The 14,082-nt window shown below is 72.0% G+C and carries 13 protein-coding genes; 4 read left to right on the top strand and 9 right to left on the bottom strand.

From position 1 onward, the window contains the following. The first annotated feature begins 62 nt into the window (after positions 1–62). Positions 63–878, top strand: coding sequence for an alpha/beta fold hydrolase (locus tag ACTOWY_RS31075; RefSeq protein WP_441313163.1), 816 nt, complete (start codon positions 63–65; stop codon positions 876–878). On the opposite strand, the gene ACTOWY_RS31070 is transcribed toward ACTOWY_RS31075, so the two are convergent. Continuing rightward, a complete protein-coding gene (locus ACTOWY_RS31070; RefSeq protein ID WP_441313162.1) occupies positions 859–2,205 on the bottom strand; it encodes a phenylacetate--CoA ligase family protein in 1,347 nt (448 codons plus the stop codon). The genes ACTOWY_RS31075 and ACTOWY_RS31070 overlap by 20 nt on opposite strands. Positions 2,206–2,331: 126 nt before the next feature. On the opposite strand from ACTOWY_RS31070, the gene ACTOWY_RS31065 reads away from it, so the two are divergent. Further along, the gene (locus ACTOWY_RS31065) at positions 2,332–3,708 is read left to right on the top strand and encodes a serine hydrolase domain-containing protein (protein WP_441313161.1); all 1,377 of its coding nucleotides are present in this window, start codon (positions 2,332–2,334) and stop codon (positions 3,706–3,708) included. A gap of 55 nt (positions 3,709–3,763) precedes the next feature. Next, positions 3,764–4,675, top strand: coding sequence for a pentapeptide repeat-containing protein (locus tag ACTOWY_RS31060; RefSeq protein WP_441313160.1), 912 nt, complete (start codon positions 3,764–3,766; stop codon positions 4,673–4,675). Here ACTOWY_RS31060 and ACTOWY_RS31055 read toward each other — a convergent pair. From ACTOWY_RS31055 to ACTOWY_RS31035, 5 genes are read right to left on the bottom strand one after another with little or no spacing between them, the layout of a single operon-like run. Further along, a complete protein-coding gene (locus tag ACTOWY_RS31055; protein ID WP_441313159.1) occupies positions 4,668–6,440 on the bottom strand; it encodes a serine/threonine-protein kinase in 1,773 nt (590 codons plus the stop codon). The two genes, ACTOWY_RS31060 and ACTOWY_RS31055, sit on opposite strands and share 8 nt — an antisense overlap. 28 nt (positions 6,441–6,468) lie before the next feature. Further along, the gene (locus ACTOWY_RS31050; RefSeq protein WP_247763698.1) at positions 6,469–6,918 is read right to left on the bottom strand and encodes an Lrp/AsnC family transcriptional regulator; all 450 of its coding nucleotides are present in this window, start codon (positions 6,916–6,918) and stop codon (positions 6,469–6,471) included. After that, entirely contained in the window at positions 6,915–8,066 is a 1,152-nt protein-coding gene (locus ACTOWY_RS31045) for a M24 family metallopeptidase (RefSeq protein WP_441313158.1), read from the bottom strand. The genes ACTOWY_RS31050 and ACTOWY_RS31045 overlap by 4 nt, the downstream gene beginning before the upstream one ends. A 5-nt stretch (positions 8,067–8,071) precedes the next feature. After that, the gene (locus tag ACTOWY_RS31040) at positions 8,072–9,313 is read right to left on the bottom strand and encodes an MFS transporter (RefSeq protein WP_441313157.1); all 1,242 of its coding nucleotides are present in this window, start codon (positions 9,311–9,313) and stop codon (positions 8,072–8,074) included. Next, positions 9,310–9,906 carry a helix-turn-helix domain-containing protein gene (locus ACTOWY_RS31035; RefSeq protein WP_441313156.1) on the bottom strand — a complete coding sequence of 199 codons (597 nt, stop codon included), beginning with the start codon at positions 9,904–9,906 and terminating at the stop codon, positions 9,310–9,312. The genes ACTOWY_RS31040 and ACTOWY_RS31035 overlap by 4 nt, the downstream gene beginning before the upstream one ends. 82 nt (positions 9,907–9,988) lie before the next feature. Between ACTOWY_RS31035 and ACTOWY_RS31030 the strand changes: the two genes are divergently transcribed. After that, entirely contained in the window at positions 9,989–10,936 is a 948-nt protein-coding gene (locus ACTOWY_RS31030) for a 5'-3' exonuclease (RefSeq protein WP_441313155.1), read from the top strand. Between the two features lie 34 nt (positions 10,937–10,970). On the opposite strand, the gene ACTOWY_RS31025 is transcribed toward ACTOWY_RS31030, so the two are convergent. From ACTOWY_RS31025 to ACTOWY_RS31015, 3 genes are all read right to left on the bottom strand, one after another. Further along, positions 10,971–11,633 (bottom strand): hypothetical protein, encoded by a 663-nt coding sequence (locus ACTOWY_RS31025; RefSeq protein ID WP_441313154.1) that lies wholly within the window; start codon positions 11,631–11,633, stop codon positions 10,971–10,973. Between the two features lie 128 nt (positions 11,634–11,761). Continuing rightward, positions 11,762–12,769: a hypothetical protein gene (locus tag ACTOWY_RS31020; protein ID WP_441313153.1), complete on the bottom strand. Its 1,008-nt coding sequence runs from the start codon at positions 12,767–12,769 to the stop codon at positions 11,762–11,764. Positions 12,770–12,811: 42 nt separating this feature from the next. Further along, positions 12,812–14,014 carry a GNAT family N-acetyltransferase gene (locus tag ACTOWY_RS31015; RefSeq protein ID WP_441313152.1) on the bottom strand — a complete coding sequence of 401 codons (1,203 nt, stop codon included), beginning with the start codon at positions 14,012–14,014 and terminating at the stop codon, positions 12,812–12,814. Between the last annotated feature and the right edge of the window lie 68 nt (positions 14,015–14,082).

Here is a 14,082-nt window from a genome sequence, read left to right as displayed (position 1 = left end):
GGGCTGGGGGTCCCACTTTCCGGGGATACGGGACTGGGTGGTTCTCGATCTATGGTGGGTCCATGGAGCTGGTCTACGAGCGTCGCGGAGCCGGTGCGGGGGCGCCGTTGGTGTTGCTGCATGGGGTTGGGCATCACTGGCAGGCTTGGGAACCCGTGCTGGATCTGGTGGCGGAGCAGCGGGATGTTTTCGCGCTGGACTTTCCCGGGTTTGGGGCCTCGCCGATGTTCGCGGAGGGGATTCGGGTTCATCCGGGGTTGCTCGCCGATGTCGTGCAGGAGTTTTGCGCTGAGCTGGGGTTGGTGCGGCCGCATGTCGCGGGGAATTCCATGGGTGGACTGGTTGCCTTGTTGCTGGGGCAGCGGGGAGTGGTCAGCAGTGTGACCGCGTTGTCTCCCGCGGGGTTGTGGACTGATCGGGAGCGGGCTTGGGCTTTTCGGGTTTTGCGGACTTGCCGGGGGGCGGCCCGGGTTACGCCGCCGGGGGTGGTGGCCCGGTTGGCTGAGTCTGGGGTGGCCCGGACTTTGTTGACGGGGATGATTTATGGGCGGCCTGCTGCTCGGTCCGCTTCGGCTGTGGTGGCTGAGGTGCGGGCTTTGCGGGAGGCCACCGGGTTTGACGTGGCATTGCGGGTGGGGCGGGAGTTTCGGTTTTCCGGGGTGGTGCCGGCTGACGTGCCGGTGACCGTTGCCTGGGGGGACCGGGATCGGGTCTTGTCCCGGCGGCAGGGGTTGCGGGCCCGGGAACTGGCTCCGCAGGCCCGGTTGGTGGAACTGCCTGGGTGCGGGCATGTGCCGATGAGTGATGACCCGGAATTGGTGGCTTCGGTGTTGTTGCGGGGGTCCGCTGGGGAATCGGTCAGTACTTCTGCACTATGACCAGTTTGAATTTTCCGGTGCCCGGATCGCGTTGCGGTGGGGTGTGGTCCAGGGTGACTTCTACGGTGCCTAAGCCTTGTCTGGCGAGGTAGGTGCCGAGTTTGTCGCGGAGGTGGGGCCAGGCGTCGTTGTTTGTGGCGTCCAGGCGGATGTGCAGGTGAGCCGGGGCGGTTTGGACTATCTGAAAGCGGCGGACTCCGGGCAGGCCGTCCACGACCGTGGTCACGGCCAGGGGCAGCAGACGTACTGTGCTGCCGTCGGGGGCTTGTAGTTCCAGGAGATCGTTGGTGCGGCCTTGGACGCGCACGGTGGGGAACTGGCGGCCGCAGCCGCAGATGTCCGGGTCGATGGTGATGGAGTCGCCCAGGTTGTAGCGGATGATGGGCTGGACCCGGTTGGCCAGGTTGGTCAGCAGAACCGAGGTGGACGGGATGCCGGGGCTGACCGGGTGTCCCCGGTCGTCCACCGGTTCCAGGATGGCCCAGTCGTCGTTGATGTGCAGGCGGTCCAGGGCGCAGGCGAAGGTCAGCAGCATGAACTCCGAGCAGCCGTACTGGTTGCGCACCTCGGAACCGAAGGCCTGGGCCAGCAGTGCGCGGTCGGTGGCGGGAATGGCCTCGCCGCCGGTGGTGATCAGGACCGGGGCGATGCGCAGGCGGCCGGCCAGCTGTTCGTGCGCCAGGCCGACCTGGGCGGTGGCGTAGCCGCCGAGCATGGCCGGCTGGTACTCATTCAGCGCGGCCACCGTCTCCTCCATCGGCGCGTGCACCGAGAACACCCGCAGCCGCTGCGCCCTGGACTTGCGCTGGGCGCGCTGGAACTCGGCCGCGGCCACGCCGCCGAAATGGCCGTCAGTGGCCACCAGGCTGGCCATCCGGCCGCCCGCGGCGGCGATCTCGCGGACCAGGCCCACACCCAGCGCGGGCATCGCGCGCAGGGCGCCCAGGGTGTTGGCGACCGCGCGCATGGGTTCGTCCTGCAGGATCACCGCGCGGTCGCCGCTGCTGCCCGAACTCGTGGACACCAGGTACCGGTCCCGGAACAGAGTGCCGACGCGGTCCGGGTCAGCCAGGTGCACGTTCAGCTCAGCCAGCCGGACCTCGGGGTCGGTGACCCACTCGTCGAAGCGGGCCATCAGCTCCGGTTTGGTGGTCGGCGGCAGGTCGGTGAGGCGGAAATCCCTGGTCAGGCCAGCGTAGTGGGATCGAAAGTAGGGCGAGCGCTCGCGCGCGTAGGCGATGAGTTCGGTGATCCGGGCCCGTTGCCGGGACAGCACCCTGGTCCGGTCGCCGCGGCGGTCCCGCCATGCCTGCCACTGCACGCTCATGCCCATCCCCCAGCCGCTGGTCGGGCGACCACGGTATTTCCTCCCGCGTACCGCCACAACCGAGTGCGGTAGCGTCCGCCGGGAAGAAAACCACCAGTGTCCGGCCAGTTCGAGGGAGAGCCTTCCATGTCGTCCAGTGAGCTGCTGCCCGGCACGCGACGAGCGCTGGTGCGGCGGGTGGCCGTTGAACAGGCCGGCAGCCGGCTCCCCTCGCTCACCGCGGGGCTGGTCCGCGACGGCGAGCTGATCTGGAGCGGCTCCCGCGGCCAGGTCGACGGGGCCCCGGTCACCCTCGACACCCAGTACCGCATCGGGTCGATCACCAAGACCTTCATCGCACTGCTGGTCATGCGCCTGCGCGACGCGGGCAAGCTCGACCTGTCCGACCAGCTCGACCAGCACCTGAGCGGCACCCCGCTGGGTGACCGGAGCATCGCCCAGCTGCTCTCGCACACCTCCGGCGTCACCGCCGAATCCCCCGGGCCCTGGTGGGAGCGCGCCCCCGGCTACCCGGCCAGCGAGCTGATCGAGGGCCTGCGTGGTGAGGACGTCCGGCACCGGGCGGGCCGCCGGTTCCACTACTCCAACGTCGGCTACGGCCTGCTCGGCGAACTCGTCGCCCGGCTGCGCGGGCACTCCTGGGAGGACGCGCTGCGCGCCGAACTCCTGGAGCCGCTGGGCATGCAGCGCACCACCACCATGCCCAAGCCGCCGCACGCGCACGGCTGGGCGGTGCACCCGTGGGCCGATGTGCTGCTGGCCGAACCCGCGCACGACGCCGGGTCGATGGCCCCGGCCGGACAGCTCTGGTCCACCATCCCCGACCTGTCCCGGCTGGCCCGGTTCCTGCTCGGGGACACCGCCGAGGTGCTGCACCCGGACACCGTGGCCGAGATGCGCGAACCGGCCACCGTTGACGACGGCGACGAGTGGCGCGCCGGGTACGGCCTCGGGCTGCAACTGGTGCGGCACAAGGGCAGGCGGCTGGCCGGGCACACCGGGTCGATGCCGGGGTTCGTCTCCACGGTGTGGGTGGACCCGAAGGAAGACACCGCGGTGCTGTACCTGACCAACAGCACCGTCGGCCCCTCCGGCCCGGTCGCCACCGATCTGCTGGACCTGCTGCACGAGCTGGAGCCGCACATCCCGGCCGAGTGGACGCCGCAGCCCGCCGCCGATCCGGCGCTGCTCGCGCTGACCGGCCAGTGGTACTGGGGACCGAGCCCGTACGCGCTGCGGCTGCTGCCCGACGGCCTGCTCGACCTGAACCCGTGGAACGGCCGGGGCCGCGCCTCCCGCTTCCGCGCCAACGAGGACGGCACCTGGACCGGCCTGGACGGCTACTACGCCGGGGAGCTGCTGCGGATCGGGCGCGCCGCCGACGGCACCGCCACCCACCTGGACCTCAACACCTTCATCTTCACCCGCACCCCCTACGATCCGGCCGCGCCGATCCCCGGCGGGGTCAACCCGGACGGCTGGGTGCCGGTGGAACCAGCCTGAATCTCCTACCTACCGGTGTTGGCGGGGCTGGACGGATCGGCCAAGATTCCGTGGCATGCCGTCCAGTCCCCGCCGACGACGTCCCCGGCTGACCGCCGCCAGCCGCATCCGCCGTAACCGGGTCCGCCCGGCCGCGCCGCCCGCGCCGGTTCCCCTGGCCCCGCCCAACTTCTCGCCGAGCGCACCGCCCGTGGCCCCGCCGGGACGACGGCGCGGCTGGGTGTTGCCGGTGGCGGCGCTGGTGGTCGGGGTGGCCGCGATGGGATCGCTGTGGTTCACCTCGCGCTCGCTGGCCGCCACCGAGGCGCAGCTCGCGCTGAGCACGCGAACCCAGGTGGCGCAACGGTTCACCGAGGCCGTCGGCCAGCTCGGCTCGGACAAGCTCGATGTCCGGCTGGGTGCGATCTACGGCCTGGACGGGCTGATCCGGGACTCCGCCAAGGACGCGCCGCGCGGGGTCGAGGTGCTGACCGCGTTCGTGCGCACCAGGGCCCCGATCGAGAACTGCGGCGACGGCGCCACCGCCCAGGCCCTGCAACGCCCGGCCGAGGACGTGCAGGCCGCGATCACCGTGATCGGCCGCCGCGGCAGCCCCGCGGGCGATCGGCTCAACCTCACCCGCGCCTGCCTGGCCGGGGCCGACCTGCACCAGGCCCAGCTGGATCGCGCCGACCTCTCCGGCACCGACCTGAGCCGGGCCAACCTGGCCCGCGCCACCCTGCGCTCGGCCGACCTGAGCGACGGCGTGCTGGTGCAGACCGACTTCACCGGCGCCGACCTGCGCCGCGAGGACAACTCCGGCGCCGCCTGGACCACCCGGCTGCGTCAGGCCAACCTGACCGGCGCGAACCTCACCTCGGCCGATCTCTCCGGCGCCGACCTCGCGGGCGCGGAACTCACCTCGGCTCAGCTGACCGGCGCCAACCTCACCGGCGCCGACCTGCGCGAGGCCACCGGCCTCAGCTGATCCGCGGCAACCGCCCGGCCACCGCCCTGGCCAGCTCGGTCAGCGATCGGCAGAGCTGCTCCCCCGGCGCGGTGTTGTCGCGCAGGTGCAGCCGGACCACCTCGATCATGGGGCGGCCGAGGGCATCCGATAGCGGCCGGTGCGGGATGTCGACCTCACAACCGTCGTTGTCCGGCTTCACCAGGCCCGCCACACCCGCGCCGAGATCGACGCTCCGGCCGCCTTTGCGCTGGGCCAGCGGCGGCCTGCGGTCGAACTCGATCTGGATCTCGCGGCTGCCCCGCACCCACTCGCAGTCCCAGTCGGCGAAGCCGGGATCGGCCTCGGCCGCGCCGATGACCGGGGACAGCTCCGCGCGGGTGAGCAGCGCGCAGGCGTCCAGGCGGACCAGGGAGTTCTCCGGGGCCTCGGTGGGGCGGCGCTTGACCTGCCCCTGGGTGAGCACCTGGAGCACGCCGGTGGTCAGGGTCTCGGCCATATCGCACAGCGGGGCGGGCCGGTCGCGGAGGTGCTCGGCCCGGACGCGGATGCGGTAGCCGTCCGGCAGGTGCACGGTGCGTTCGCATTCATCGCCCCGTTGCGCGGGACGGTGGATCGGGGCGATCACGGTGGCGGTCGGCGTGGGGGTGCTGGTGCCGGGGAAGCCCTGCAACTGCACCTGGACGCTGACCTCGTCGGCCGGGTCGTCCGGTTTCATCCGCACCAGCACCCGGCAGCGGTTGAAGTTGCCGTAGTCCTGGTCCAGCACGGCCTGGCCGAACCGGCTCAGCGCGCCGACCTCGGTCAGCGCGCACGGGTCGACGGTGCGCGGGTCGCCGAGCAGGCGCAGCCGGTCCTCGGGCAGCGAGTCGGCCCACGGCCAGAACACCGCGGCGGCGGCCGCCACCGCCAGCACGGCGCCCAGCGCGGTGTAGACCGGCCAGCGGCGGCGCGGCGGCGGCGACGGGACGCGCAGGGTCAGCTCGGCCCCGTCGGCTACCTCGGCGAGCATGGCCCGCGCGTCCTCGGCCGTGGGCCGACGCCAGGGATCCTTGTGCAGCAACACATCCAGCACCTTGCCCAGTGGGCCGTCCTGGTGGTGCGGGTCCATCCGGCAGGCGGCGGCCCTGGCCAGTTTGCCCTGCGGCCGCACGCCAGCCCCGCCCCACGGCGACTGGCCCTCCACCGCGGCGTAGACGGTGGCGCCCAGGGCGAAGATGTCGGCGGCGCTGGTCGCGGCGGCGTTGCCTGCGACCTCGGGGGCGACGTAGCCGGGGGTGAAGTCCAGGGAGTCGCCGGACAGGTCGGTCTCCTCGGCCCAGCGGGCGATGCCCAGATCGGTCAGCTTGGCCTGGCCGGTCGCGGTGACCAGGACATTGGCCGGTTTGACGTCCAGGTGCACGATCCCGGCCCGGTGGATGGCCGCCAGCGCGGCGGCCACCTGCTCGCCGATCCGGGCCGCGCGCTCCGCGGAGAGCGTTCCGTCCTGGTCGATGATCTTGGCCAGGTCGCGGGATTCCAGGTGCTCGGTGACCACCCAGTGGTCCTGGCCCTCGGTGAACGAGGTGAGCACCATGATCACGTTCGGATGGGTGAGCGCCGCGCCCTGGACCGCTTCCCTGCGGGTCTGCCGCTGGCCCTGCTCCCGGTCGTCCGCCCGGGAGCGCTTCATCGCCACCACGCGGTTCAGCTCGACGTCGCGGGCCCGCCAGACCTCGCCCTGGCCGCCACTGCCCAATTTCGCCAGCAACTGGTAACGGCCCGCGATCAGCTCGTCACTCCCCATGTGAGCGGAGTGTAGGCACCACGCTTACCTAGACAGCTGGTGGCCGGTCCTCGTATGGCGTGGAGAGGACCACCGTGGTCCGGGTGGAGACGTTGGCGACCTCGCGGATCCGCCGCAGCAGATCCTCCAGGGCCGTCGCCTTGGCCACCCGGACCAGCAGGATGTAGGACTCGTCGCCGGCGACCGAGTAGCAGGACTGCACCTCGGGCAGGGCGGCCAGCCGTTGCGGGTAGTCATCCGGAGCCGACGGGTCGATCGGGGTGAGCGAGATGAACGCGGTCAGCGGCAGCCCGACCTGTTCGTGGTCGAGCCTTGCCGAGTAGCCGCGGAGCACCCCGCGTTGCTCCAGCCTGCGCACCCGTTGGTGCACGGCCGAGACGCTCAGCCCCACCTTCTCCGCGAGATCGGTGAAACTGCAGCGGCCGTCCTCGGACAGCACCCGCAGGATCGCGCGGTCGATCGGCTCAAGATTCGTCACGCGGGTAGTGATACCAGGTCGTGGGGCTGGTTGTTCAGTCGCTCGACACCGGTTTCCGTAACGACCACGATGTCCTCGATCCGCGCGCCCCACCGGCCCGGCAGGTACACCCCCGGTTCGACGCTGAAGGCCATGCCCGGCTCCAGCACCAGGTCGTTGCCCGCGACGATGTAGGGCTCCTCGTGCACCTCCAGGCCGATGCCGTGGCCGGTGCGGTGCACGAAGTATTCGGCGAGCCCGGCCCGTTCCAGCACCTGGCGGCCCGCGGCGTCCACCGATTCCGCGGTGACACCGGGGCGGACGGCCTGCACGGAGGCTTCCTGGGCGGCGAGCAGGGCGGCGTAGCCGGTGGCCACGTCGGCGTGCGCGGGCGTGCCCAGCACGTAGGTGCGGGTGCAGTCGGAGTTGTAGCCCTCGGCGACCGGGCCGCCGATGTCGACCACCACCACGTCCCCGGCCTGGATGACCCGGTCGGACAGCGAGTGGTGCGGGCTGGCGCCGTTGGGGCCGGAGCCGACGATGACGAACTCGGCGTGGGTGTGCCCTTCGGCCTCGATCGCGGCCGCGATGTCCGCGCCCACCTCGGCCTCGGTGCGCCCGACCTGGAGCCATTCGGCCATCCGCGCGTGCACCCGGTCGATGGCCGCGCCGGCCTTGCGCAGTCCGGCGATCTCACTGGCGTCCTTGCGCATCCGCAGTTCGCGCAGCACCGGTCCGGCCAGGACCTGCTCGGCGCCGGGCAGCGCGGCCCGCAGCGGCAGCACGTGCCGGGCGGTCATCGCGTCGGCCACCGCGACCCGCTTCGGCGCGTGGCCGGTGCACTGGAGCAGGTCGGCGACCAGGCGGTACGGGTCCTCGCCGTCGACCCAGGTGACCAGTTCCACGCCCAGCTGTGCCAGCGGCAGCGCGTCGTAGCCGGGGGCTTCCAGTTTGGGCAGCACCAGCGCGGGCGGCGCGCCGTCCTCGGCGGGCAGCACCAGGCAGGTGAGCCGTTCGAAGGAGTCCCCGCCCGCGCCGAGCAGGTACCGCAGGTCCGAGCCCCCAGCGACGAGCAGCGCGTCCACCCCGGCGGCGGTCGCGGCGGTCGCCGCCCTGGCCAGCCTGCCGGTGTGCGCCTGCACGTCAATCTCTCCGGTCGTCGTCGACATGGGGCTCACTTTATGCGGTCCATCTGCCGCCACACCCGGAATACCAGCGGGCACAGCGTCGCGCCCAGGTACAGCCCACCGGCCAGCCACATGGTGGTGGTCAGTCCGAGGCCGTCCACGGAGACTCCGGCGAGCACGGTGCCCACCGGCATGCCTGCCGCGCAGCCGGCCGCGGTCACGCCGAAGACGACTGGCCGCTGTTCCTCCGGGATCCGTTCGTACTCGACCACGGACAGGATCGGGTTGATCGCCCCGCAGAGCAGGCCGATCAGCGCCATGCCCGCGACCAGCGCGGGCAGCCCCGGTTCGGTCAGCAGCAGGAGTTGTTTGGGCGCGCCGACGGCCAGGAACGCCAGGGTGTAGATCGGCCAGCGTGGCAGCCGCGGTCCGAGCCAGCCGTAGAGCAGGGTGCCCAGCAGCGCGGCCCCGCCGAACACGCCGGTGATCACGCCGAGGGCGACGCTGCTGTCCAGCACGTCCTTGGCGTAGCGGGGCAGGAGCACCGAGTAGACGGCGGCGTCCATCATGTTGGTGACCATCAGCATCAGCGTGATCGCGCCGATCAGCCGGTCCCGGCGCAGGTAGCCGATGCCGGTGCGCAGATCGGCCAGGTAGGCCCGCGCGCCCCGGGTCCGCGGGGTGTCGCCGGTGCGGTCGCCGGGCACGAACAGGCCGATCAGCAGCGCGGAGACGCCGAAGGTGGCCGCGTCCACGAAGAGCACCTCGGCCGCGCCGGTGACCGCGATCAGCACCCCGGCGAGCAGTGGCCCGACCATCTTGGCCGCCCTGGACGCCCCGTCGGCGGCACTGGCCGCGCGTTCCAGAGGGGTGCCGCCGAGTTCGGCGAGGTCGGGCACTGCCGAGGCGCGCGCGGTCTCCCCCGGCGCGCGGCTGAGTCCGAGCACCGCGACCAGCAGCACCAGTTGCCACAGCGCCAGTCCGACGGTGAGGTGCAGCACCGGGATGGCCAGCACGGCCAGGGCGGCGAGCAGGTCGGAGAGCACGCTGGCCCCGCGCATCCCGAACCGGGCGATCAGGGGCCCGCCGAGCGCCGAGGAGGCCACCACCGCGATCAGTTCGACCGCGGCGACCAGGCCGGTCTGGGCCGAGCTGCCGGTGGTCTCCAGCACGAACCACGGGATGGCCAGGAAGGTCATCATGGTGCCGCACACCGAGATCCCGTTGGCCGCGAACAACGCCACCAGTGGCAGGCGGCGGCGCACGGGTGTCAGTTCCTGGACGCTCATGTCTTGTCCCCCTTGGGTTCCCGGCCCTTGCGCGGGAAGGACTGCCACTGGGTGACCACGGAGGTGTCGCCCGCGCGGCGTGGTCGCTCGTAGCGGTCCAGTACCTGTTCCAGTTCGCCGTTGAGCGCGGTCAGTTCCGCCGCGGTCAGCCACATCAGCCGGTCGGACAACCCGGCCGCGTCGATCCACTCCCGCGGCCAGCTCGCCGCGCCCGTCACGAACTCGGTGGCCTTGCGGTGGTAGATGTCGACGATCTCCTGCAGGAAGGCGCCCATCGCGCCGCGGTGGGCCGGATCGCTGAGGAAGTCGCCGAACTCGAAGTCGGTGTACTGGTGCCGGGCCCGCCACCAGCGATCCCGCCGGTTGCCGCGGTCCGGGTCCTCCTCGATGAAGCCGTACTCGGCGAGCTGGCGCAGGTGCCAGCTGGTGGTGCCGGAACTCTCGCCGAGCCGCCCGGCCAGTCCGGAAGCGGTGGCCGGGCCGTCGGCGCGCAGCAGGCCCAGGATCTCCAGGCGCAGCGGATGCGCCAGGCCGCGCAGGGTGCGCGCGTTCAGCTCGATGGCCCGTTCCAGGGGGCGTTCGTCCTCGCTCACCCGCCGACCGTACAATCGCCAAGGATCCTTTGCAAAGGGTTCTTGGCGATTTCTGTCGGTGGGTCGTGGCAGGCTGTGCGGGGTGAACGCTCCCCTCGTGCTGATCGACGCGGCCAGCCTGTGGTTCCGGGCCTTCTACGCCGTGCCGGAGTCGATGACCGCCCCCGACGGCACCCCGGTCAACGCCGTGCGCGGCTTCACCGACATGGTCGCGCGGCTGATCGGCGACCGTCGGCCCGGCCGTCTGGTGGCCTGCCTGGACGCGGACTGGCGCCCGGCCTTCCGGGTGGCGGCCCTGCCCTCCTACAAGGCGCACCGGGTCGCCGAAGGCTCCGACGGCAGCGAGGAAGAAGTGCCGGACACGCTGTCCCCGCAGGTCCCGGTGATCCTGGACGTGCTGGACGCGGCCGGCATCGCCACCGCGGAGGCCGACGGCTACGAGGCCGACGACGTGATCGGCGCGCTGGCCTTCGCCGAGTCCAAGGACCCGGTCGAGGTGGTCACCGGCGACCGCGACCTGTTCCAGCTGGTGCGCGACGAGCCGGTGCCGGTGCGGGTGGTCTACGTGGGCAAGGGCATCGCCAAGGCGGAGACCTTCGGCCCCCTGGAACTGGCCGCCAAGTACGCGCTGCCGGAGAAGGAGGCGGGTGCGGCCTACGCGGCCATGGCGGTGCTGCGCGGCGACCCCAGCGACGGCCTGCCCGGCGTGGCGGGCATCGGCGAGAAGACCGCGGCCAAACTGATCACCCAGTTCGGTTCCCTGGACGCGCTGATCGCGGCGGTGGGCGACCCGATGGACCGGGTGCTGACCGCCCGCGCCCGCACCAGCCTGACCGCCGCCGCCGACTACCTGGCGGTGGCGCCCAAGGTGGTCAACGTGGCGGTGGACGCCCCGGTCCGGATGTACCGCGAGGACGCGCTGCCCGCCACCCCCGCCGACCCGGCCCGCTTCGCCGCGCTGGGCCGCCGCTGGGGCATCGACCGCTCCCTGGACCGCCTGCTCAAGGCCCTCAAGGCCAACGCGGCCTGACCACAACGCGGCCTGACCCGGTGCCCGCTCGGCCTCACCCGAGCGGGTAACCCAGGCCCGCCACCTCCTCCCGCACCCGCGCCCAGTCCGCCTCGGGCGCCAGCCGCCGGGCCAGCGCCTCGCTGACCGGCGCGCCCAGCCACACCTCACGCACCGCGCGATAGTCCAGTTTCCGCTGGTAGTAGTCCTGCGCGAACTCGTGGTACCCGTTGGGCCCGTCGGTCACGACAACCTGGAACAGCCAGCGCGCCCCATCCGGATCGTCCCCGGCCGGGAACACCAGCTCCCCGGTCTGCCAGCGGGTCCCGTTCCACCGCCGCCACACCACCACGGTCGCGGCCAGCACATCGTCCACGCTGAAGGCGGGTTCCTCGACCAGGTCGTGGAAGTCGGTAGGCAGATCGTCGACCAGGCCGGGCCAGAGTTCGCCGTCGTCGTTGATACAGGGGCTCATCGCGGACTCGTGGTCGAACCCCCGGACGAACACCCCGGCTTCCTGGAACACGATCGAGTACTCATCGCCGGAACCGTTGGCCATCCAGGCGAGTTCCCGTTCCGGGGTCCAGGCGGGGTCATAGCCGAAGTAGCGGGCGGCGGGCTCGTCGTTGAGCACGATCTCCAGGGCGGCCATGGCCCGGCACCGGGCCCGCAGCACCTCGATGTCGGGCAACTCCCGCACAAGATCCAGAGCAGTCACGGCTCCATGAGAGCACGCGAGGCCGACAAGAGCGCCTCAGCGGCGTGATCCGCGCCCCGGTCCCACTTGGGCCAACTCGCACGCCCACTTGTGCCAACCCGGCGTACCAGTTGGGCCAACTCGCCGCCTCAGCGGTACTTGGCCGAGCGCTGGTGGTACTCGTCCAGCACATCCGCCCCCAGATAAGCCCACGGGATCCCGTGCAACCGATCCCCCATCCCGTCCAGGTGGATCTTCGCCCGGTCCTTGTCCATCGCCATGCAGAAGGCCGCCGCGAACAGGTTGTGCGCCTCGTGGTCGCGCACGTGGGGCTGGGGTCCGGTCTGCCACCGGTCCGCCGCCTCGGCCAGGTCCTCGGCCACCTTCGCGAAGTGCCGGACCTGCAACGTGGCGATCTTGAGCGGGCTGCGCTCTTCCAGGAGTTTGCGGAAGCGCGGCAGGTAGGTCTCGAAGTGGGCCAGGGGCAGCATCGCGACCAGGGGGTTGCCGGGTGGGGACTTGTCCACGCAGCCGTGCGCGAAGGCGAGCATCTCCTCCTCGGAGCCGCCCCATTTCGCGGCCAGGTACTGCAATCGCTGCCAGTGCGCGGGATACAGCATCGGGGCGCGGTCGATGATCTTGCGCCAGAGGTCGTCGTGTTGTTCGCGGTCGACGTTGAGGCCGCGGGCCACCGGCATCAGGCTGACCCACGGCGCGGCGTCCTTGGGCAGGAGTTTGGCGCTGCGGTGCAAGGGTTCCACCGCGCGGCGCAGGGTGCTGTGGAACAGTTTGGCGCGGTCCGCGCCGACGCTGGCGCCGCTGCCGGAACCGCGGATCGCCCACGCCTCCTGGATCCTGGCCTCGCCGACCAGCAGCCACAGGTCGGGGTCCTCGGCTTGTTCGGCGATGGTGGTCAGTTCGTCGCTGTGGCCGATCGCGGTCTTGCCCAGCACGGCCGCTCGCAGGGTGCGGGTCTCGGGGTCCTCACGGCATTCGGCCAGCACGGTCAGGCCCGCTTGCAGACTGCCCTCGCTCACCTCGGCCACCGCGGCGTCGAGCACCGGGTCGTCGTAGGTGCGGTGCTGGATCATCACCGGCTTCGGCAGGGCCGCTTCCTTACGGGCGGCCGACCTCTTCCCCCAACCGAACAACCCCATTAGGCCACAGTATCCCGATCACGCCTGCCCCAGCGAGGCACCTCAGAAGAACGTGCCCGACCACGGCGGCCTGCCGGTGGCGAACAACCGGTCCGCCTCGGCCAGGGCCGGGGACGAGAGCACGGTCAGCCGGCCGGCCTCGGCCAGTTCGCCCGGCCGGGTGCCGCCCAGGTACAGCGCGGCGAGCGTGTCGACGTCGAGTTCCAGGTCCGCCGCGGCCTCGGTGCGGCGCGCGCCGTCCGGGCCGATCAGGTAGTGGCCGGTGTTGGCTGGCAGGAACCGGTCCCGCACGGACAGCACCACCGGCTCGGCCGCGCCGTAACTCCGCGCCGCCAGGGCCTGCGGCACATCGACCAGCCGGAGCCAGATCTCGTCCTGCACGGCGGTGGTGCGCACCGCGTCCCGGTCGGTCAGCAGCAGTTCCAGTGGCAGGTCCAGGGGCAGCGGGTCGTCGGTGGTGACGCGGCTGACCAGGTCCACGCCGAGCAGGAAGCGCCACAGCCCGGCCTGCGCGCCCGGGTTGGCCACGTGCAGGTCGCGGATCTCCAGCGCGCGGCCGTGTTCCTCCCGGACGAAGGTGTAGAGCACGTACCCGTCCGGTCCGGCCGGTCCGGTGTGCACGGCGGCCACCAGGTGTTCGTCCCCGCCGTGGTGCCGGGCCAGGGCCAGGGCCCAGTAGTGCGCCGAGCGTTCCTGCCAGCCGGGGCGGGACGGGTCGAGCCGGGCGTAGATCTCCGGCACCACCGTGTCCAGCTCCTCGGGCGCGAGCAATCGCACCTCACCGGTCACCGGAGCGCCGGGGTGCAGCCGGGCCCGCGCCCGGTCGACGGTGACCTGCTTGCCGCGGCTGGCCACGCCGTAGCCGAAGCGCCCGTAGATGGCGGCCTCGCTGGCACGCAGACTGGCCAGCACCTCGCCGCGCTCGGCCAGGTCCCGCAGCTGGGCGCGCATGAGTTCGGTGACCACGCCGCGCCGGGTGTGATCGGCGCGCACGCCGACCCTGGTGACCCCGGTGTGCGGCACCGCGGCCCGGCCGGGCACGGTCAGCGGCGCCGGGAACGAGGTCGTGGTGCCCACCAGCAACCCGCCGCTGCGCACCCCGAGCGTGCGGCCCGGCACGTAGGCGCGCCGGGAGTGTTCCCACTGCTCGTCGCCCGCGGGCGGGTGGTGCATGGCGGCGCGGAAGAGGGTGTGCGCGGCGCGCACCTCGGCCTCGTCGAGCACCTGTACCTCGTGATCGGTCACCAGCGCATCGTGCCTGGCCGCGAGCGCCCTGACGAACGGATTAACCGGCAGGAGAAGGCCATTCACTC

It is taken from the genome of Crossiella sp. CA198 (assembly GCF_052078295.1).
Taxonomy (GTDB): domain Bacteria; phylum Actinomycetota; class Actinomycetes; order Mycobacteriales; family Pseudonocardiaceae; genus Crossiella.
The sequence above is the reverse complement of the archived record's forward strand: the minus strand, read 5'-3'. Positions and strand labels throughout refer to the sequence as shown.

Bases quoted from the DNA above. Each gene is read 5' to 3' on its own strand.
- ACTOWY_RS31075 (WP_441313163.1), top strand. From the start codon at position 63: ATGGAGCTGGTCTACGAGCGTCGCGGAGCCGGTGCGGGGGCGCCGTTG.
- ACTOWY_RS31070 (WP_441313162.1), bottom strand. From the start codon at position 2,205: ATGAGCGTGCAGTGGCAGGCATGGCGGGACCGCCGCGGCGACCGGACC.
- ACTOWY_RS31065 (WP_441313161.1), top strand. From the start codon at position 2,332: ATGTCGTCCAGTGAGCTGCTGCCCGGCACGCGACGAGCGCTGGTGCGG.
- ACTOWY_RS31060 (WP_441313160.1), top strand. From the start codon at position 3,764: ATGCCGTCCAGTCCCCGCCGACGACGTCCCCGGCTGACCGCCGCCAGC.
- ACTOWY_RS31055 (WP_441313159.1), bottom strand. From the start codon at position 6,440: ATGGGGAGTGACGAGCTGATCGCGGGCCGTTACCAGTTGCTGGCGAAA.
- ACTOWY_RS31045 (WP_441313158.1), bottom strand. From the start codon at position 8,066: ATGTCGACGACGACCGGAGAGATTGACGTGCAGGCGCACACCGGCAGG.
- ACTOWY_RS31040 (WP_441313157.1), bottom strand. From the start codon at position 9,313: ATGAGCGTCCAGGAACTGACACCCGTGCGCCGCCGCCTGCCACTGGTG.
- ACTOWY_RS31020 (WP_441313153.1), bottom strand. From the start codon at position 12,769: ATGGGGTTGTTCGGTTGGGGGAAGAGGTCGGCCGCCCGTAAGGAAGCG.